At 39.9% G+C, this 21,073-nt stretch carries 20 protein-coding genes; 10 read left to right on the forward strand and 10 right to left on the reverse strand.

The features are described from left to right. The first annotated feature begins 79 nt into the window (after positions 1-79). The 3 genes from BLS38_RS01825 to aptA all read left to right on the forward strand — a co-directional run bounded on the left by BLS38_RS01825 (position 80) and on the right by aptA (position 3,332). Positions 80-580, forward strand: coding sequence for a flavin reductase (locus BLS38_RS01825; RefSeq protein WP_244518116.1), 501 nt, complete (start codon positions 80-82; stop codon positions 578-580). A 41-nt stretch (positions 581-621) separates the two neighbouring features. Next, positions 622-1,917 (forward strand): solute carrier family 23 protein, encoded by a 1,296-nt coding sequence (locus BLS38_RS01830; RefSeq protein ID WP_092746618.1) that lies wholly within the window; start codon positions 622-624, stop codon positions 1,915-1,917. A 98-nt stretch (positions 1,918-2,015) separates the two neighbouring features. Continuing rightward, the gene (gene aptA, locus BLS38_RS01835) at positions 2,016-3,332 is read left to right on the forward strand and encodes an omega-aminotransferase AptA (RefSeq protein WP_092746619.1); all 1,317 of its coding nucleotides are present in this window, start codon (positions 2,016-2,018) and stop codon (positions 3,330-3,332) included. A 101-nt stretch (positions 3,333-3,433) separates the two neighbouring features. On the opposite strand, the gene BLS38_RS01840 is transcribed toward aptA, so the two are convergent. The 5 genes from BLS38_RS01840 to BLS38_RS01860 all read right to left on the reverse strand — a co-directional run bounded on the left by BLS38_RS01840 (position 3,434) and on the right by BLS38_RS01860 (position 8,974). Continuing rightward, positions 3,434-4,648, reverse strand: coding sequence for an SGNH/GDSL hydrolase family protein (locus tag BLS38_RS01840; protein ID WP_092746620.1), 1,215 nt, complete (start codon positions 4,646-4,648; stop codon positions 3,434-3,436). 14 nt (positions 4,649-4,662) lie between these two features. Next, positions 4,663-5,745, reverse strand: a complete 1,083-nt coding sequence (locus BLS38_RS01845; protein WP_092746621.1) for an SGNH/GDSL hydrolase family protein — start codon at positions 5,743-5,745, stop codon at positions 4,663-4,665. Then, the gene (locus BLS38_RS01850; RefSeq protein ID WP_280137741.1) at positions 5,732-7,147 is read right to left on the reverse strand and encodes an MBOAT family O-acyltransferase; all 1,416 of its coding nucleotides are present in this window, start codon (positions 7,145-7,147) and stop codon (positions 5,732-5,734) included. Before BLS38_RS01850 ends, BLS38_RS01845 begins: the two co-directional genes overlap by 14 nt. A 220-nt stretch (positions 7,148-7,367) precedes the next feature. Continuing rightward, complete coding sequence (locus BLS38_RS01855; RefSeq protein ID WP_092746623.1) at positions 7,368-8,042, reverse strand: DUF421 domain-containing protein; 675 nt, start codon at positions 8,040-8,042, stop codon at positions 7,368-7,370. Between the two features lie 266 nt (positions 8,043-8,308). Beyond that, positions 8,309-8,974, reverse strand: coding sequence for a LysE/ArgO family amino acid transporter (locus BLS38_RS01860; RefSeq protein ID WP_244518118.1), 666 nt, complete (start codon positions 8,972-8,974; stop codon positions 8,309-8,311). A gap of 67 nt (positions 8,975-9,041) precedes the next feature. Between BLS38_RS01860 and BLS38_RS01865 the strand changes: the two genes are divergently transcribed. Then, entirely contained in the window at positions 9,042-9,926 is an 885-nt protein-coding gene (locus BLS38_RS01865; RefSeq protein WP_092746624.1) for a LysR family transcriptional regulator ArgP, read from the forward strand. Here the strand turns inward: BLS38_RS01865 and BLS38_RS01870 are convergent. Further along, a complete protein-coding gene (locus tag BLS38_RS01870; protein WP_092746625.1) occupies positions 9,923-10,471 on the reverse strand; it encodes a hypothetical protein in 549 nt (182 codons plus the stop codon). The genes BLS38_RS01865 and BLS38_RS01870 overlap by 4 nt on opposite strands. Positions 10,472-10,576: 105 nt before the next feature. Next, positions 10,577-12,091, reverse strand: coding sequence for a MocR-like pyridoxine biosynthesis transcription factor PdxR (gene pdxR / locus BLS38_RS01875; RefSeq protein ID WP_092746626.1), 1,515 nt, complete (start codon positions 12,089-12,091; stop codon positions 10,577-10,579). A gap of 151 nt (positions 12,092-12,242) precedes the next feature. Between pdxR and gabT the strand changes: the two genes are divergently transcribed. Together gabT and BLS38_RS01885 are read left to right on the forward strand one after the other, a co-directional pair. Then, the gene (gabT, locus tag BLS38_RS01880; RefSeq protein WP_092746627.1) at positions 12,243-13,541 is read left to right on the forward strand and encodes a 4-aminobutyrate--2-oxoglutarate transaminase; all 1,299 of its coding nucleotides are present in this window, start codon (positions 12,243-12,245) and stop codon (positions 13,539-13,541) included. Then, positions 13,538-14,983 (forward strand): NAD-dependent succinate-semialdehyde dehydrogenase, encoded by a 1,446-nt coding sequence (locus BLS38_RS01885; RefSeq protein WP_092746628.1) that lies wholly within the window; start codon positions 13,538-13,540, stop codon positions 14,981-14,983. Before gabT ends, BLS38_RS01885 begins: the two co-directional genes overlap by 4 nt. A gap of 40 nt (positions 14,984-15,023) precedes the next feature. On the opposite strand, the gene BLS38_RS01890 is transcribed toward BLS38_RS01885, so the two are convergent. Beyond that, on the reverse strand, positions 15,024-15,368 hold the full coding sequence (locus BLS38_RS01890) for a hypothetical protein (RefSeq protein WP_171258507.1): 345 nt from the start codon (positions 15,366-15,368) through the stop codon (positions 15,024-15,026). A 253-nt stretch (positions 15,369-15,621) separates the two neighbouring features. Here BLS38_RS01890 and BLS38_RS01895 point away from each other — a divergent pair, with 253 nt between their 5' ends. Further along, positions 15,622-16,425 carry a tetratricopeptide repeat protein gene (locus BLS38_RS01895; protein ID WP_171258508.1) on the forward strand — a complete coding sequence of 268 codons (804 nt, stop codon included), beginning with the start codon at positions 15,622-15,624 and terminating at the stop codon, positions 16,423-16,425. A gap of 158 nt (positions 16,426-16,583) precedes the next feature. Here the strand turns inward: BLS38_RS01895 and BLS38_RS01900 are convergent, their stop codons facing one another. Continuing rightward, the gene (locus tag BLS38_RS01900; RefSeq protein WP_092746631.1) at positions 16,584-17,201 is read right to left on the reverse strand and encodes a LysE family translocator; all 618 of its coding nucleotides are present in this window, start codon (positions 17,199-17,201) and stop codon (positions 16,584-16,586) included. A gap of 572 nt (positions 17,202-17,773) precedes the next feature. Continuing rightward, positions 17,774-18,397, reverse strand: a complete 624-nt coding sequence (gene pncA / locus BLS38_RS01905; RefSeq protein ID WP_425283438.1) for a bifunctional nicotinamidase/pyrazinamidase — start codon at positions 18,395-18,397, stop codon at positions 17,774-17,776. A gap of 325 nt (positions 18,398-18,722) precedes the next feature. Here pncA and dapA point away from each other — a divergent pair, with 325 nt between their 5' ends. From dapA to purC, 3 genes are read left to right on the forward strand one after another with little or no spacing between them, the layout of a single operon-like run. Further along, positions 18,723-19,616, forward strand: a complete 894-nt coding sequence (dapA, locus tag BLS38_RS01910; protein ID WP_092746633.1) for a 4-hydroxy-tetrahydrodipicolinate synthase — start codon at positions 18,723-18,725, stop codon at positions 19,614-19,616. Positions 19,617-19,630: 14 nt separating this feature from the next. Continuing rightward, entirely contained in the window at positions 19,631-20,248 is a 618-nt protein-coding gene (locus BLS38_RS01915) for a lipoprotein-34 precursor (NlpB) (protein WP_092746704.1), read from the forward strand. A gap of 36 nt (positions 20,249-20,284) precedes the next feature. Continuing rightward, positions 20,285-21,004, forward strand: coding sequence for a phosphoribosylaminoimidazolesuccinocarboxamide synthase (purC, locus tag BLS38_RS01920; RefSeq protein WP_092746634.1), 720 nt, complete (start codon positions 20,285-20,287; stop codon positions 21,002-21,004). The last annotated feature ends 69 nt before the right edge of the window (positions 21,005-21,073 follow it).

Consider the following 21,073-nt stretch of genomic DNA (forward strand, 5'->3'; position numbering starts at 1 on the left):
CATTTTAGCCATAAAGGCCATACCTTAAATCTGTTCGGATCAGTCACAACACACTCTAGTCTTAACAATGGCCATCTTTATGAATAAACCCGTACTATCAGAAGCACAACAAAACTTCCGTAATGCCATGAGTCAACTGGCCGCTGCTGTAAACGTGATTACAACCGATGGCCCTGCAGGAAAAGCAGGCTTTACTGCTTCTGCGGTATGTAGTGTGACTGATCATCCACCAACTTTACTCGTCTGTTTAAATCGGAATGCATCTGTCTATGACACCTTTAAAACCAATAAAGTGTTATGCGTAAATACATTAGGGCAACACCACACCACGCTTTCAAATACCTTTGGTGGCAAAACACCCATGGTAGAACGCTTTGAAAAAGCAACTTGGCATTATTTATGCACATCATCTCCAGTATTAGATGATGCTGTTGTGGCTTTTGACTGTAAAATCACAGACATTTCAAGTGTGGGTACGCATGACGTTTTATTTTGTGAAGTACTCGAAACTAAACTGGGTACAGGACATGGCCTGATTTACTTTGACCGTGCTTATCATGGCCTTAATCGTCACCCTTAAATTCATCACCCACACCGTGTACTTCAAGGGGATTTAATAAAATGAGTGAACGTTGGTTTAATACATGGAAACCATTTCGTGGTGATTTAGAAAAAACACCTGTAGCAATGAATGAATATCTACCTGCAGGACAATCGATTGTCTTGGGCGCACAACATGCCTTTGCCATGTTTGGTGCAACCATCTTAGCACCGTTACTCATGGGTTTTAACCCAAGTTTAACCATGCTCATGACGGGCATTGGTACAATTTTATTTTTCCTCATTACCGGTGGGCGTGTTCCGAGCTATTTAGGCTCAAGCTTTGCTTTTATTGGTGCTGTCGCTGCTGCGACAGGTTATAACGGCGTAGGTGCAAACCCCAATATTGAGATTGCACTCGGTGGTATTGTACTGTGTGGCTTAGTCTATGCTGTTATTGGTCTACTGGTCATGAAAACAGGGACTCGGTGGATTGAAAACCTACTTCCTCCTGTTGTGACAGGTTCCATTGTCATGATCATTGGTTTAAACCTTGCACCTGTAACCATTAAAGGCGTATCTGGCAATGCTTTTGACAGTTGGTTAGCCTTTGTGACGGTATTATGTATTGGCTCGGTGGCTGTATTTACGACAGGTCTACTACGCCGTTTACTGCTACTTGTGGGCTTAGTGCTGTCTTATGTGATTTATTTTGTGCTATCTAACCTACTTGGTTTTGGTAAGCCCATTGATTTTGCACCCATTCAACAAGCCGCTTGGTTCGGTTTACCGACCTTTCACAGCCCTGTATTTACCATGAATGCAGCACTCCTGATCATTCCTGTCGTGATTATTTTAGTGGCAGAAAATCTAGGTCACTTTAAAGCTGTGAGTGCCATGACAGGTCAAAATATTTCACCTTACATGGGACGTGCTTTTTTGGCCGATGGTGTCTGTACAAGTATTTCAGGCATGATTGGTGGTACAGGTATGACCACGTATGCTGAAAATATTGGGGTAATGGCTGCGACTAAAATTTACTCTACAATTGTTTTTGTAATTGCAGGTGTCTTTGCCATTGCTTTAGGGTTATCACCTAAATTTGGTGCTTTAATTAGTACCATCCCAAGTGCAATTTTAGGCGGTGCATCGATTGTGGTGTTTGGTTTAATTACTATTTCAGGTATTCGTATTTGGATGAACAACAAGGTCGATTTTAGCCAAAATGGCAATATGTTTGTTGCAGCAGTTACTATTATTATGGGCGCAGGTAACTACGCTTTACATATTGGAAGCCTAGACTTAGGCGGTATTGGTACAGCAACATTTGCAGCGATTGTACTTAATTTAATTTTAAATCGTAAAACACACGCTTAACAACATACAAAAAATAAAGACGCAACTGTTTACAGTTGCGTTCACTTCAAATAAAACAATAAATTGACGCTAAAAATATCTTTATAATCGAGGAATACATGACCACTCAAACCTACTCAGATGCCCATTGGCTCGCATTTAGTGCGAACCGTAGTTTTCACAAAGACCCACGTATTGTTGTTTCTGCTCACCATCACCATTTAGTCGATGATCATGGTCGACAAATTTATGACTCCTTGTCTGGTTTATGGACATGTGGTGCAGGACATACCCGTAGTGCGATTGGTCAAGCCGTAACGAAACAGCTCGCTACCCTCGATTACTCACCTGCATTTCAATATGCACATACACTGTCTTTTGAATTGGCAGATAAAATTGTTGAGCTTATGCCAAAAGGACTCAATCATGTTTTATTTACAGGCTCTGGCTCTGAGTGTGCAGATACTGCTGTAAAGTTAGCCAAAGCCTATTGGCGTATTAAAGGTAAAGCCTCTAAAACCAAGTTTATTGGGCGCATGAAAGGTTATCACGGTGTAAACCTTGCAGGAACAAGCTTGGGTGGCATTGGAGGTAACCGAAAAACCTTCGGACAATTTCTAGATGTAGATCATTTGTCACATACTCTACAAGCAGGTCATACATTTACCAAAGGTATGGCAGAAGATGGCGGGATTGAACTTGCCAACGAGATGCTAAAACTCATTGAACTACATGATGCATCAAATATTGCTGCTGTCATTGTAGAACCACTGTCTGGTTCAGCAGGAGCAATTATTCCACCCAAAGGCTACTTACAACGCTTGCGTGAAATTTGCGACCAACACGACATCTTACTTATTTTTGATGAAGTGATTACAGGCTTTGGTCGCTTAGGTACATGGACAGGGGCTGAGTATTTTGGCGTGACACCAGACATTTTAAATTTTGCTAAACAGATTACCAATGGCAACATACCATTGGGTGGCGTGGTCGCAACCTCTGAAATTTATCAAACCTTTATGCAACAAGATCTGCCAGAGCATGCCATTGAATTTGCACATGGCTATACGTATTCAGCGCACCCTGTCGCTTGTGCTGCAGGTTTAGCCACGCTTGAACTACTCAAACAAGAGCAATTGATTGAACAATCTAAAGCACTCGCCCCACAGTTTGAACAACTCATTCACGGACTCAAAGACTGTCCTCATGTGGTAGATATTCGCAACTGTGGTCTAGTCGGTGCCATTCAATTACACGCAAGAGACGGCGACCCAACCATTCGTCCATTTGAAGCAGGCATTGCACTGTGGAAAGCAGGTTTTTACGTTCGCTTTGGTGGTGACACACTACAATTTGGCCCAATGTTTAACAGCAAAGTAAGTGACTTAGACCGAGTATTTCATGCTGTGGGTGAGCAATTATATAAAACGGATTAAGTCTATTTAAAATATGTGCTTGGCCTATTGTTAGGCACATAATCTCACCATATACATCTAGTACATTAAAGCATTTAATTAAACACCCATTCATTGCATTTTCATTGCTCACTAGACCATGAAATACTCATTTTACCTGCCGTGCTTGGTGTCGTTTTTACTGCAGTAGCCGCTGTAGTATTTATGGTAGAGATAGAAGCAAGATTTAAAATATCTTGTGCCAATGCCTGCCCTAACTGCTGATATCCTGTGGAAGTAAAATGTACACCATCACCGCGCCCTAGACCTTGTGCAATCCATTTTTTCATACTGCAATGACCGCCCATCGCCTGCTGCCAATCCCAAAATAAGGTGTGTTCAGTCATAGCAACTTGTTTTTGCATCTCTTGCACAGCCGTTAAATTGATTGGGCGAACACCACACGTACCAGCCGTGCTTTTTAAACTTTCAGGTGCAGAAATAATGATAATGGCTGTATTTGGACTGGCTTGACGAATTTTTTGAATACGTTCAACCAATACATTTTTTGCCTGAGCAACATCTAAACGATCGTTATAGGCTTCATTTGTGCCATAGGCTAAAATAATAAGATCAGGTGCAATTTCTTTCAACTCATGTTGCCATGCAAGGGTATTCCAACGATCCCACTGCGAAAGCTCAGAGCCATTAATTCCTAAAGCAGAAACCACTATACCTTGCCCATTGGCATTTTTTGCCCACCACCCTGCAATTGCAGTATCTGTGGTATTACGGGCTGTCACGGTAAAAGGTAACGTGGCATTAAAATAGGCAAACTGCCAAGTATTATTTTTAACTGGTGCTTCTAAGGTAAAAGTTTTTCCCATAGCATCAGTGACTGTCAGGGGTGAATCTGTTTCACTTTGACGTATGCTTACCATCAAACGCTGTTCGGGTTCAGGACGTTTTGCCTTAATGGTAAGTGTCACACCATTAGCCTTAGCGACAGCCAATAAACCACCTAAACTGTAATTTGCACCATGTTCAGTACGGCTAGACACCGCTTGCCAACCCGTATTTTCATACCCATATAAAGCCAGGCGTTGGCCTGAAAAATACATAGGCATGCCCCAACCCATACCACCATCAGCCAATTGCTGTTGTAAGCGTTCACGTAAACTGCCGGTCATTACATCGGCTGCAGTATGCGAATCACCTAATTGTATAATATTGGCAGTTTTGGCCTGTAAAGCATGTTGTAACTTAGCCACATTTGGCTCAGCAAAATTATTCAAAGCATCGGCATATGCCGTTGAAGTCACTGTTAAAGCCAATGCCATGTTTAAAAATGCTTTCATTATATATCGCTCAATTAGCTGACTTTTAAATAATGCAAAATGGTATTTGCAATACGTTTTTGACCATCTGGAGAAAAGTGAATACCATCTGCACTACGTGCTTTGACCGCTTGGCCATTTTCTTGAAAGTAGTCACTATAAATATTATTTATACTGCCAAGTATTTCCCGAGAATCGATAGAGAAAGCTTTGTTTTTTTGTACTTCATCTGCAACAACATGACTTAAATAAACCATTTGTTTGTTTAATGTTGGTTTTTTCATATTTGGCGGTGTAATCCACATCACACTCACATGATGCTGATTTGCCGTTTGAATAATGTCTGCAACACGTGAGCGATATAGTGCTTCCCATTCAGCAGATTCATATTTTAAATAATGACCGCCTTGAGGGTTCGGCATATCCCACGGATCATTCGGCCCTAAAAAAACCACTAAGATTTTAATACGTGGATTCGATACCAGCGTATCTTTAATGGTTTTTGGCCAGTCAAAAAACTTAGGATAAGCCAGCCCCGTACTTTGCTTACTCAAATTCACAGTTTTAATTTTAAACTGGTCAAGTAATGCTTTTTGTACATACGGCGCAACGCCCTGCATCATTGAATCACCCGCAAAAAACACCTGATCATCTGCATTTAAAGTAAATTTCTGGCTTAGACTTTCTTCTGCTTTGTGCTGTGCTTCTGCCAGCAACCACTGTTGTTTTTGCTGTTGCTCTAACGCCATTTTTTTCGTCAGCAGGGCTTTATATTCAGGTGTATAGGCATAATCTTGGTTGAATAACGCAGTAATGATTTGATTATGCTGTGTAATATTTTGCCCAATCACATCACGCTCACCATACAGTAGATCACCCCACTGTGCTCCTTGTGTCCACACACTGTACTGGTCTAACACATGCAATGGGCTTTCTTTATGGTACGTTTGTTCATAATACGCATTGACTGAATTTTGCAGCAACCATAACCCTGTAATTGCACAAGTCATTAAAAAAATGACGCTATACAGCACATTCATATAGTGTGTTTGATCGACAGAAAAGCAAACCGTACTAGGTTGAGTCACTTCAGGGAGTGTTGGCTTAAAAATTTGCATAAATAAATCCCGGAATTCCAGACGGTGCACAGACTAAAATCAAAACAAAAACAAGTAATAAGGGTACAAACAAACGATATTTAGGAAGTTGCTCACCATTGAACTGCGCACGTAAAACAAAAGCGCTTACAAAAGGGTAAGCAATCCAACTAAGTAATAATAAAGTGATTAAATACAGTGGATTAGTAGACCATTGTACATTATTGGTATTATAAAATAATGCTTGAAAAACATTGATGGCTTCATCGAATGTTTTTGCTCTAAAAAATACAAAGCAAAAACATACAAAATGAATGGTGATAAATGTACCCAATACTTTACCAAACCACCCCAAACGATACAGTGAATTTTGAGCATCTTTTGCAGTGACTTTAAATACTTTTGCATACAGTAAATCTGCAGTATTTAAAAATACTAAAGCAAAGCCATGAAAAAGCCCCCACAATAAAAAATTCCACCCCGAACCATGCCAAATACCAGACAATACCATGGCACTGAGCAAATTAATTTGAGTTTTTACAAACCCTCCGCGGCTTCCTCCCAATGGAATATAAATATAGTCACGTATCCATGTAGACAAGCTAATATGCCAGCGGTTCCAAAATTCTCGAATATTGTGTGCAATTAACGGGGCTCTAAAATTGACAGGCAAACGAAAACCAAACAATAAAGCAAAAGCAATCATCATTTCGCTATAGCTCGAAAAGTCTAAAAACAGCTGTACGGTATAGCCATAAATTGCAGCCAAAATTTCTAAGCTATGATACTGCATAGGGTTGGCAAAAACAGGGTTCACCCAGCTGTCGGCCAACCAACTGGCCAGCCACCATTTTTTGAGTAACGCGAGTGCTAACAATAAAAAAGCCAAACTCGGCCATAAAATATGACGCTTTTGTGTGGTACAAATTTGTTCATGCATACCACAAGGCTGTTGATGAATGTCTGTCAAACCTTTTGTCTGTTCAACACGAGCAATTGGCCCTGCCGTAATGGTACAAAAAAATGAAAAATGCAGTAATAATGCATCAAAGGTCAATGGCTTAGTTTCTGTATTTGCTTTATAACAAGTCACCAAATAACTAATGGCTTGAAACGAATAATAAGACAAACCTAAGGGCAGTAAAATATTAGCTGCAAGACCTGAACTATCTAGCTGTAATTGATCTAAACTTTGTGCCACATACGGTCTAAAAAAGTCATAAAATTTAAATACAAATAACTGAGCCACTGTTAGAAAAACACCGACCAGCATTAAATTTTTCTTATATTTTTCAAATTTATGCATCAAATTAGACAATACAAAAATGATGATACTAAATGCAAAGATACATAGCAGTGCTGTTTCACTGGCCATTAAATAAATCAAAGCATAACTTGCAATAATTAACAGTATATTTTGCAATCGAGGGCTAAAACGACACGCCCAATATAAACAAAAAAATACGATAAAACACAATGCAAATTCAATGGACAAAAATGAGAACATACAACACTTTTTTACTATTATATTCAGGCGGCAAATATAGCACCAAGCATACATTTTTCAAACAAGAAAATAACATACACTAGACAGAATATTGTAACCAAAGCATAGGCCTTAGAATTTAATCAAATCAAACAGTTTACAACTTATCAAATGCATTTTCTTGTTCGATGAGCTCACCACTTCTGAGTATAAAGCGCAGTTTATTTTTCCAAAATTCAGCAATAAACACATCTTCTAAATTAATATCTAAATCAATTAATTTTTGTTGTAGCCATTCTTCATCGCGCTTAATGTGTTTAAGCTCATTACCACGCAGTGAACCTTCTTTAATTAAAATGACTGATGGCATTTCTGCTGGATCACAAATCACTGTGAGCTCTCCGTTCGGCTCAATTTGCGCATAATAGACTTCTTCGAAAGAATAAATACCTTGTGAATGTAACTGCGATACAATATTAATAATATCTATTTTATTTTGTTTCGCTAAAATATTTTCCATTAAAAATTGGCGTTTTTTTATAATTGGAATGGGTTCACCAATCGTAAAGTTTCGAAGTAAATACACATGCTTAGAAATATAATTTAATGATGAGATCAGGAAAACACCTATCATTAATACCAAAATATACTCATGAAATGGAATTGCACGACTATAAATGACTCCCCCAATAATACCACCAAGCACAAAGTTACCAATAAAGTCGACAGGCGTCATTTGAGATAACTGCGTTTTTCCTGAGATGTTTAAGTGAATAATCACAATCACAAAACCAACAAAGAACTTCAAAAAGACTAAAGAATAAAACAGCATGCAGATCTCTTTAAAAAGTAAATCAATCAGACTCAGACATAAAGTTTGACGGCTGAACACAAAATAGTAAGGTGAACACTTAAAATATCACTTCATTCAAATAAGTCGAACACCGCACTGCTAGATATATCAAAGCTAGGCAAGTCCCCTTCCCTAGCGCATGTATCTATAGCATAACTACCCTGTTGCTATCTGTTTATTTTCGTTCACATTGCTGTTTATTTTACAATAAGTTTATCTGTAAGACCTGTATTGCTTATGCCCGATTAATGACCTCTAAATAATAAGTAAGCAACAGTAAACATCATTACAGCAATTAAGGCATCAATACAACGCCATGCTGTCGCATTATTTAACCACGGTGCAAGCCATTTGGCTGTACCACCCAGTAAGATAAACCATGCCATAGATGCACAGATTGCTCCAGTTGCAAACGCATATTGCAACATAGACGTAGGCTGCTGACTGCCAATAGAACCCAATAATATAATTGTATCTAAATAAAAGTGAGGGTTAAGTAGTGACACGGCCAAGACCAAACGCACAGCCACCATCAGGTGCATTTGTTGTCCACTTAATTGCTCTACCTGCAATGCATGTTGTGCAAACAGACTGCGCTTTAATGCCTGCACGGCGTACCACAGCAAAAAAATAATGCCACCCCAACGTGCAATAGACATCAATAGACTCGACTGCTGTAAAGACTGCCCAAGACCTGCAACACCAACCATAATTGCAATCGCATCACATAAAATACAACCAAATACAGTGAGCCAAACATGCTGTTTTTTAATTGCCATACGTAGCACATGCGCATTTTGTGCACCAATTGCAATAATTAGACCCGCACCGACCCCAAGACCCTGTGCAAAACTTGCCCACAACATCACTTTCTCCAACCGTTCTATCTTTTCATGCTGTGTATTATTCATAATTCACTGTACAATTAAATAAAACTAATAAAGAATAAGTTAAACTAAATTTTTCTTAGGTGATGCTATGTTAGACCATAAACAATGCCAAGCATTTTTAGCCGTGATAGAAACAGGAAGTTTTGAGCATGCAGCATTACAACTGAATGTCACCGCTTCAGCAGTGACGTTACGTGTAAAAGCACTTGAGCAATCTCTTGGACATATTTTAATTATTCGAGAACGGCCGTGTCGACCAACACAGACAGGGCAAGATTTATTGCAATATCTCAATAAAGTCACATTACTTGAGCAAGATTTATTTCATCAATTGACAGGAAAACATCAAGATAGCGCATTTTATCAAGCACATATTGCAATGAATGCAGATAGCCTTGCGACATGGTTTTTACCTGCATTAAAAGATACGATCCTTAAAGAAAAAATTATTCTAAAAATGTATTTAGATGACCAAGACCATACGCACCATTTGCTCACATCAGGGCAAGTCAATGCCTGTATTTCTAGTATTGCACATGCACAGCAAGGGTGTAATGCCGTTTATTTAGGAAAAATTCGCTACCATATGGTGGCATGTCCATCATTTATCCAACAATGGTTTCCTAAAGGGATCACTCGACAAGCACTACGACAAGCACCTGCTGTCATTTTTAACCGCAAAGATGAAATGCATGTCAAAATTTTATTACAGCACTTCGGACTTGCCAAAGCAGTCTATCCATACCACCTTATTCCATCTTCAGAGTCGTTTTTACATGCCATTGAGATGGGTTTTGGCTACGGTATGCTTCCAGACTTACAGATTCAAGGGACCAATTTAGTCACGCTTTCAACAGCACTCAGTACTGATATTGAGCTGTATTGGCACCATTGGCAACAACAATCAGAGCAAATAAAAAAACTAACAGATAAAGTACAAGAACATGCTCGCATCTGCTTGCAACAGAACTAGTTTAATACCCGATAAGATACCTCAAACACACCATTTGGTAGACTGGACGCCGAGTAAACAATACCACGCTGTACCTCTTTTTCAGCAAAACTTTCTGGACTTGCGACTGCTTCTTCCATGACCTGCTCAATCCAATATTCTTTGTCTTTGGTGGCTAACGTTGTAGGTAAAATTTTTGCGGTATCTTTAATTAAAGTCATGGCAACCATTAAACTTTTTTCATCGACTAAATGACTTCGATAACGAACTAGCGTTAACTGTCCATCTGAATTCACTTTCCCCTCAAGTGTAATTTGCTGACCCTCAATGTGATCTACCATAAAAAACTGACTGTTGATCACAAAGGGTTTAAAAGTCGTCAACACTGTCGGTTGATCAAGTGTGATTTGTTGATTCAATGCGGTACGAAATTGCTCAGGAGTCATCGCAAAACTTTGATTTTGCTGACTTGCTAAAGCCTGTTTTTGTTCATTACTTTGATGTAGCTGACAGCCTTGTATTCCAATAACTACGGCCAATACAGCCCATATGCCAGAATTTTTCATAGTATAGACTCAAATATTTTAGTTTTTTTAAAGCATATTAGTTATAGTGCTTTATCTTTATTTGGCGCATTTATAGCTTACCACAAAATCAATTCACTAGAAGGTCTAGTACGTTAAATCACTACTGTCTTTTAAATAAACGACTTCACGTAAACACGCCAATAACACTGCAAAAGCAGACATCATTTCAGATGCTTCCACACAGGCAAAACCTAACAACAAACCACGCTGTACAGATGCATGGCTATACATATAGTATTGAGACAAGGCTCTCACTTTAATACCGCGTGATAAAGCCTGTTGCGCCAAAGCCACGTCATCAATGTACACGGGTAATTTTAAAACCAAATGCAAGCCTGAAGCATCGTCAAATTCATGTAAAAAGGCATCGCCCAAATAACGGCGAATCAATTCAATTAAATAGTTCCGCCGTTTGGCATACAATAGACGCATACGTCGTATATGTGCTTCATAATGCCCTTCTTTAATAAACTCAGCCAAAGCTCTTTGAATCAGTAAATGTCCGCCACGGTAAAGCTCGGCAGCCGCTGTGCGTAATGGGGTGCATAAAGCTTGAGGCACAACCACATAACCAATACGCAGTGCAGGATATATTGTTTTACTAAACGTCCCCATATAAATCACACGGCTGTCTTTTTCTAACCCTTGTAATGACGGATACGGCAAGCCTGAAAAACGAAATTCACTGTCATAATCATCTTCTACAATCCAACTGCCATGTTGCTGTGCAATCTGTAATAACTGCTTACGCCGAGACAGGCTTAAATGTACACCTAATGGGTACTGATGCGATGGTGTCACAAAAATTAGCTTCGGACTTTGAGTCGGATTTTCTTCGGGTACAATGCCTTCAGCATCGACAGGCAATGGATAAATATCAGCCCCATTGACTCTTAAATTATTGCGAACGCCCCAATAGGCAGGATCCTCAATCCAGACCCGATCTCCCACATCACTCAAAGTTCGAGTGACCAAATCAATCGCTTGATGAATCCCTTCAGTAATAATAATTTGGTCTGGGTTACATTGTACCGATCTCGCCACTCGCAAATGCTCTGCCAAAGCTTGACGCAGTAATGCACACCCCCCGGCATTGCTATAAATGAGTTGTTCAACTTGTGGTGACTTGCTAAGTTTTGCTTGAATACGACTAAAAATATGGTGTGGAAATTCAGTCACATCGGGTGCACCCGGTACAAAAGCCCCCCATTGATGTGGCGATGCTGCTGCATAACCGACCAATTGACTGCCTCTTTGTGACAGTTGACAATAAGACTGCACAGCTTGCTCTGGCTGTGTAAATATCGCTTTAGGTAAAGATAAATAAGTGTCTGGCAACTGCTCTACAACCCATGTACCACGGCCTGTACGTGCTTCTACATAACCTTCTGCTTGTAATTGATCATAAGCACCTAGCACGGTATTACGAGACACTTTAACTTCTTGAGCCAAATCTCTAGATGCAGGCAAGCGTATTTTGGGAGCCAATATGCCCTCTAACATGGCATGGCGTAAACACCGAAATAAGCGCTGTTGTAATGTGCCAACCTGCTCTTGCTGTAATCTTTGCAACACATAATCGCCCAATAAACTACGCAATTGGCTCTCTCCTAGACATCAAAAGTGGCTCTCGTAAAAAATTTGTGAATACAACACAGTAGTTAGATGATAGGCATTGTAAAGCATCGGATGATACATACAGTATCTCTCTACAATCACCCCCATATTCACACCATAAAAAGGCTAAAACATGAACACACAATACAATGATTTAAACCAGCGTAAACAACAAGCAACCCCTCGTGGCGTAGGTGTCATGTGTCAATGGTATGCAGAAAAAGCTGAAAATGCGACTATTTGGGACAAACAAGGCAATGCATATACCGACTTTGCAGGCGGTATTGCAGTACTCAATACAGGTCATCGTCATCCTAAAGTGATTGCGGCTGTAAAAGCACAGTTAGAACAATTTACTCATACAGCATATCAAGTCACGCCTTATGAAAGCTATGTCACTTTGGCTGAAAAAATTAATGCACGTGCACCTATTGACGGCGTTGCAAAAACTGCATTTTTTACCACAGGTGCAGAAGCGGTCGAAAATGCGGTAAAAATTGCGCGTTCATACACTGGTCGTCACGGCATTATTACTTTTGGCAATGGTTTTCATGGTCGCTCATTTATGACCATGGCCATGACAGGTAAAACAGCGCCGTACAAACGTGACTTTGGAGTCATGCCTGCAGGGGTGTTTCATGCACGCTATCCTGTACCGCAACAAGGCATTAGTGTAGATGCGGCTCTCTCTAGTATTGAAGATATTTTTAGCGAAGACATTGCTGCACATGATGTAGCAGCCATTGTGCTTGAACCTGTACAAGGTGAAGGTGGTTTTCATATTGTGCCTAGCGAGTTTTTAGCACGCTTACGTGTGCTATGTGATACACACGGTATTTTACTCATTGCAGATGAAGTTCAGTCTGGCTTTGCACGTACAGGACAACTATTTGCTATGCACCACTACAATACCAAAGCTGACCTGATTACGATGGCAAAAAGCTTAGGTGGTGGCTTCCCAATTTCTGGCGTGGTTGGTCGTGCTGAAGTCATGGATGCACCAAACCCAGGTGGTCTTGGTGGCACATATGCAGGGAACCCAATTGCAGTCGCTGCCGCACACGCCGTCATTGATGCCATTGAAGAAGAAAAACTGTGTGAACGTGCCAATTCTCTAGGCCAAACCCTCGTAACAACATTAAAAGAGATTGCACAAGCACAACCGAGCCTGATTAAAGATATCCGTGCGCTGGGTTCTATGATTGCAGTAGAAGTTGAAACCGCTGCACTTGCAAAAGCCGTACAAGACTATGCAATGCAGCATGGGTTATTGCTACTGACTTGTGGTAAACATGGTAATGTCATTCGCTTTTTATACCCGTTGACCATTCCAACAGCACAATTTGAGCAAGCCCTTCATATTTTAAAACAAGGCTTCAGCTCAATTGATTTACCTCAAAACCTGAGCAACCACTCGGAGCAGTCTGCATGATTTCAGCACATTTACACCCTTTACTTAAACACCCAGATATTTGCTTTGCTGCACCGACTTATCCTGCAATTGAAGTAACTGATGCTTCAACAGAAACACCTTTGGCATGGGTCAAAAAACATGACCAAGCAGAAGTCGAACAGGCCATTGCTCGCTCGCAAACTGCTCAGTCTGCATGGAAGCAAAAAACAGCATTAGAACGTGCCGATATTTTATGGGCTTGGTACAACGCCATGCTGGCGAATAAGTCAGAATTGGCAGAAATTTTAACTGCAGAACAAGGCAAACCATTAGCAGAAGCACAAGGTGAAATTGGCTATGCTGCCTCATTTATTCGTTGGTTTGCAGAACAAGCTCGCCGTGTGGAAGGCAATATTATTGCACCCACTCAAAACCAGCAACGCCTTTTAGTACTCAAGCAACCGATTGGTGTCACTGCAGCCATTACGCCGTGGAACTTTCCGGCAGCGATGATTACACGTAAAGCAGCGCCTGCTCTTGCAGCAGGTTGCTCTATGATTGTTAAGCCTGCAGAACTTACACCACTAACCGCCTACGCTTTAGAAGTAATCGCTGTACAAGCAGGTCTGCCAAAAGACTTACTAATTAACATTAATGGTGAAGCCGCTGAAGTCGGACAAACCTTATGTGAAAGCGACATCGTACGCAAACTGAGTTTCACAGGATCAACCCAAGTGGGTCGTATACTCATGCAACAATGTGCACCCACCATCAAGAAACTCTCTTTGGAGTTAGGTGGTAATGCCCCTGTGATTATTTTTGACGATGCCAACCTCGAACAAGCGGTACAAGGCATTATGGCGAGTAAATTCCGTAACAGTGGGCAAACCTGTGTCTGTGCCAACCGTATTTATGTACAAGCCGGCATTTATGAACAACTGAGCCAAAAGTTAGTAGAGGCAGTCAAAACACTTAAAGTTGGTGATGGACGTGAGCAGGGTACAACTCAAGGACCACTCATTGCACAGTCTGCGGTAGACAAAGTACTGTCTCATATCAGTGATGCAACCGATAAAGGCGCACGTGTTTTAATTGGTGGTACATCAACTGAGCAAGGTAATCGGTTCTTTCAACCCACGGTACTTGCAGGCGTCACTCAAAACATGAAAGTGGCAAAAGAAGAAACTTTTGGCCCACTTGCTCCACTGTTTTGTTTTGAGCATGAAGACGAGGCAATTCGCTTGGCAAATGACACTGAGTTTGGCTTAGCCGCTTACTTATTTACTCAAAGTACAGCGAGACAATGGCGTGTTGCAGAGCAGCTCGAATACGGTATGGTTGGCGTAAATACAGGGGCGATTTCTAATGAAGTTGCACCATTTGGTGGTGTTAAACAATCTGGTCTTGGTCGTGAAGGCTCACAAGAAGGAATTGAAGAATACTTAGAAATGAAATACCTCTGCATCGATATTTCAGCTTAAACCTCAAAAAAGCGAGCCGAATGGCTCGCTTTTTTAATCGCTAAGCAGCATTAAATCGATGTCCACACTGTAAGCATTTATAATCAAAAAACACATTTTTATCGACCACTGTACCCGCTTTATGCCCTACACGGCGACCTAAAAAGCCACCTGTTACTCCTGCGCTAATCGCACCTACAAAAGTACCTATCGTTGCACAAGTAATAATGCCCAATGGCCCTGCCAATGTACCAATAGCTGCACCAGTAGATGCACCCGCAGCCGCACCACCTACAGCACCTGCTGCAACGCCTGCAGAACCAAGCATCACACCACCAACTGTTTTAAGTCTCTGCTCATGATCTCTTGCTTCAACCTCTGAAGCATGGCATTTAGGACAAAGCATATATTTTCCTAGCATAAAATCTATAGCTCTGATCATAAACGTTGTTGTGCATGATCATATTGGCAAAAAGTATCTATCTATCTTTCCCAAGATAATGCATAGAAACACTCTTGTAAGATATTTTTATACTTTTGCCTATGCTTTCTTAATGTGTATAAATACGCTTTCACTTTCAAAATAGTTTTTATATTTAAAGATGATATTATTTTTTAATTATATGTATGATTATCTAAAAATAAAGTTTAGGTTTTATATGATATTAAAACGCTTTCTTCATACCTTGGTTATTTTAGCTACAAGTACATTTATTATACCGAATAGTTATGCACAAACATTACAAGAAATGCAACAGTTCGCTGAGCAAGGTCATGCTGACGCTCAATATCGTTTAGGTTTGACATATGACAAAGGTCAGGAAATACCTCAAAACTATACCTCTGCAGCCATGTGGTATCAAAAATCTGCCGAACAAGGCAATATTGATGCTCAATATAATTTAGGTATTTTATATGCTAACGGGCGAGGCGTACCTCAAGACTATAGCATGGCAATCGTATGGTGGCATAAAGCTGCTAAACAAGGCGACATTCCTGCCCAATATAATTTAGGGGTTGCATATGCCAATGGTCGGGGTGTACCTCTAAACTATACCACTGCCATCATGTGGTACAAAAAAGCAGCCGATCAAGGCAATGCAGTGGCTCAATACAATTTGGGAACTTTATATGCAAATGGTCGGGGTGTACCCCAAGACTACACAATTGCAGCCATGTGGTGGCATAAAGCTGCTGAGCAAGGAGACTCCGATGCTCAATACAACTTAGGGGTTTCCTATGTCGATGGTCTAGGCGTACCCCAGAACTGTGTTACAGCAGCCATGTGGTATAAAAAAGCAGCTGAGCAAGGCAATACTAATGCTCAATATAACTTAGGTGTTTTGTATGAGTTTGGTTCAGGTGTACCTGAAAGTATTCAGCTTGCCAAACACTGGTATCAAAAAGCAGCTAATCAAGGCGATGTAGAGGCAAAAAATAGATTAAATAAACTCACAGATTAAATCCATAAAAGATTAGCAATAAAGTATTGTTGTCATACAAGACTTTACTTTCTACCAATGCACCCCTCACCACCCGTAAGCTAAATCATTCAGGCTAGATACATACCATTTTGTATATTTCAATATATAAGCTAATTTTCAATACTATATGGGTAGATCTATATCAAATGCACAATCGAAAGACCAATACCGTACACTGCCACCAACATTAAAATGATTGCACACAACATCAACATTTTACCGTAGTGGCGGCTTTTAGATAAACGATTAAACCCTACATACACCGCAGATAACGTCATAAAATCTAAAATAATCCATGCCAGTGTGAGTACCAATAAACTCAGATTTAAATCAGACGTAACATGAATAAACTGTGGGAAAAATGCTGAAAAGAAAATGATATCTTTCGGGTTAGAAATACCGACTAAAAAGCCTTTTTTAAAGCCACCTTGCTGAGATGCAGATGCAGTCATCACATCATTTTGATGTGCCAATGCATCACGAAACAATTGCACAGCCAGATGTAAAATATACAAACAACCCAAAATTTTTATAACAATAAAAACTTGCTCATTGATACTGAGTAACCCTTTCAGAACCAACACAGAAATGGCAATAAGACACAACGAAGCCAAATTTGTGCCAAAAATAGTTTGCAGTGCTTTTTTGTATCCCCCTTTCAATCCAGCACTAGCCACTAACAACATGACTGGCCCAGGTGTTGCAATCATAACAATGACCGTCAACATGTATGTTAATAGTTCTAACCAATTCATTTCATACTCTATATTTCACTTAAAATAATCAATCTCTGATATAAAATGCTGTAAACGTCTCGTATTGGTAATTTTTAATATATTAAATACACACTCACGCTTTGGTTTATTTTCAAAAATCTTACATTCTATGCACATATAAATAAAATTATGGCATCAACTATTGACCTTTTATATTAATTAGTCGCACACACCTAAGTAGCACGAATGTGATTTAAACCATCTACAACCATTAAGGTACCTACAATAATGTACGTTATCATATTTAAAAAATATAACTAAATATATGATAAGTTATCATTTTCTACCAATTCCACATAACAGTCTATCTATTTTATATAAATTAGTAGATAATCATTATCAGTAAAAACTATCAAGCATTTTTGAGTTTTAATGAGACATGATGTCACATGAATCTCTAAATGAAGATGAACCACCATGATGCCGTATATTGGCATAAAATACTAAGAAAATGCAGTGAATGACTGCAATCGGTCTGAGTAAAAAACCGTCATTTTACTCAAACCACCGACTAACAGCACGTTGCTCAACTCCAGTAACTGCTGTTTTTTTTATGATACATCAATCGATTGTATTTTAATAACACCACTCTCTTTCATCTTTTGCCATGCTTGTGCCAAAGAGCCATTTAAATTAATTGCTGCAGTTGCATCTTCAATCACGTAAGTTTTAAATCCTAATTGTGTCGCATCAATTGCTGTCCATGCCACGCAAAAATCTGTTGCAATACCTACCACATACACAGTATCTATATCGCGCGCTTTTAAATAGCCAGCCAATCCTGTAGAAGTTATATGATCTGCTTCTAAAAAAGCAGAATAACTGTCTATATGCGCATGAAACCCTTTACGTACAATCAACTGTGCTGTAGGTATATTTAATAAAGGATGAAACTCAGCATCGTGCGTGCCTTGAACGCAATGTCTAGGCCATAGCACCTGTGGGCCATAATCTAAGGTAATAACATCAAATGGCTGTTTATGCAGATGTTGATCAGCAAAAGAAATATGATCTGTCGTATGCCAGTCCTGCGTTAAAACCACATTGTGAAACTGGCCTGCCAACTGATTAATCAACGGAATAATCTGGTCTGCATGTGCAACAGCCAATTGTCCACCGGGAGTAAACCCATTTTGTACATCAACCACAATCAAGACTGACTGTTTATCTAACATAATATCACTCCAACAAAATGTGAGTTTCTTTTAAACTCGCCTTTTCAAGCCAATTCGCATATTGTTTTTAAAAAAGCTTAGCATTAAAGACACTGTATCGAACAATCACAGCAAATATGGTTGAAAAAATAGCAAAAAATGTCTATAAAGTTGATTAGGTATCTCTTAAATTATGCCATCAGCGAGAATTTACGCTACCATAATACAGATAGACCAACATACCATGATTCACACCGAATCAACGGTTTTCTAAATTCTAAATATGAACCATTTGCTTTATTGACTCAAATAAAATAGCGATGGCCCAACAGGATATTTTTTTAAAATGACTCAGCTAGCTCAGAACATTCAAGGCTCAATCGTCGCACTCGTCACCCCTATGCTTGAAGATGGTAACGTAGATTGGAAAGGCCTAGAGAAGCTCGTTGAGTGGCATATCCAAGAAGGAACAAATGCCATTGTTGCAGTAGGGACATCGGGCGAATCATCTACGCTCACGATGCAAGAACATGCCAAAGTCATTCAAGAAGTGATTCGTATTGCCAATAAACGTATTCCAATTATTGCAGGTACTGGGGCAAATTCTACCCATGAAGCCATTAAGCTCACCAAAGAGGCTCATGCATTTGGTGCAGATGCAGTATTGTCTGTGGTGCCCTATTATAATAAACCGAGCCAAGAAGGCTTATACCAACACTTTAAAGCCATTGCAGCCTCGGCCGATATTCCAGTCATTTTATATAACGTACCTAGCCGTACAATTGCCGATTTAAGCAACGACACCGTATTACGTTTAGCAGATATAGATAACATTATTGGTATTAAAGATGCTACAGGTGACGTACCTCGTGGCCAAGATCTCATTGAACGCCTACAAGGAAAAATTGCAGTGTATTCAGGCGATGATGATACCGCTGCTGAGCTTATCCTTGTTGGTGCTCAAGGTAATATTTCGGTGACTGCAAACATTGCACCAAAAACAGTGAGTCAAATTTGCCAATATGCTTTATCAGGCGATGCTGAAAACACGAGAAAACTTGCACAAAACGTTGCAAATCTAAACAATATTTTATTTTGTGAATCTAACCCAATTCCTGTCAAATGGGCACTGTGTGAAATGGGTATGATCTGTAGTGGTATTCGCTTACCACTCACCCCTTTGGCAGAACAATATCATGCAGATGTACGTGACGCGCTCAAGTCTGCAAAACTTATTTAAGGGTACTTTTTATGATGCAATTACGTGTAAGCATGAGTGTGGCATTACTTTCTGCGCTTGCCATGACAGGGTGTAGCACCCTAAGTACCAAACTTGCGGTCAACAATGGCTCGTTAAACTATAAAAAAGCTGAAAACGTTGAACCATTAAAATATCCTCAAGGGATTGATGCGCGTGCAGCAACACCGTTGTACCCTGCACCAATTATTAACCCTGTTGCACTAGAAAAAGCACCTGACTTTGAAAATCAAAAAGGCAATCGTTTTGCAATGCCTCGCCCATTTGAGCAAGTCCAAAACCGTACACAAGCTAAAAAAGCACAAAATCAATACCTTCGCCCTGTGGTTTTATTTGATGCAAAACGCAATCCACTGCTGAAAGTAAGCGGTAAATCTGATACTATTTGGCAGTACACATTGGCAACGCTCAGCAGTCTAAACTATAGCGTTAAGGGGCAAAACCCAACACGCTACGAAGCGACCATTCAGGTGAACCAAAAAACCTATGTGTTAAAACTCTCTGCTGTTGGCAAAGAAAACACTTTAGTTGTATTTAACCCTGACAACAGTTTTGCCGATCAAACTCAAGCGGAAGAACTTTTAGGTCAAATCGCTCAAAATTGGCCAGCCTAGTACCCTAGGCTTTATTTTTAAAAACAGGTTAGCCCCATGTTAAAAAACACCCTGCTCTATACCGGTAAAGCAAAGTCTGTCTACACCACAGATAATCCAGACCTTTTAATCTTAGTGTTTCGTGACGATGCTTCGGCATTTAATGGTGAAAAAATTGCACAGTTAGACCGTAAGGGCAAGGTAAATAACCTGTTCAATGCGTTTATTATGGAAAAACTGGCTGAAGCGGGCATTGAAACGCATTTTGAAAAACTACTGAATCCAAGTGAAGTTTTAGTTAAGCGCTTAGACATGATTCCAGTAGAATGCGTGATTCGTAACTATGCTGCAGGCTCACTATGTCGCCGTTTAGGTGTCGAAGAAGGTAAAGTACTGACTCCGCCTACATTTGAACTTTTCTTTAAAGATGATTCTCTTGGTGACCCAATGGTCAACGAGTCACAATCCATCGCTTTAGGTTGGGCAACAGCTGAACAACTTGAGCAAATGAAAGTACTCACCTATCAAGTAAATCAAGTATTGACTGATTTATTTGAACAAGGCGGTATGTTGTTGGTCGACTTCAAACTTGAGTTTGGTGTATTCCATGACCGCATTGTACTTGGCGATGAGTTCTCACCAGATGGCTGCCGTCTATGGGACAAAGAAACTAAGAAGAAATTAGATAAAGACCGCTTCCGCCAAGGTTTAGGCGATGTAGTTGAAGCATACGAAGAAGTTGCAACACGTTTAGGCATTAACCTAGACAGCATCTAAGCTTTAGATCTGTTACAAAAACCGAGCCAAAAGGCTCGGTTTTTTATTATAAGCTAAGGTCATTATTTT

This window comes from Acinetobacter boissieri (assembly GCF_900096955.1).
Classification (GTDB): Bacteria; Pseudomonadota; Gammaproteobacteria; order Pseudomonadales; family Moraxellaceae; genus Acinetobacter; species Acinetobacter boissieri.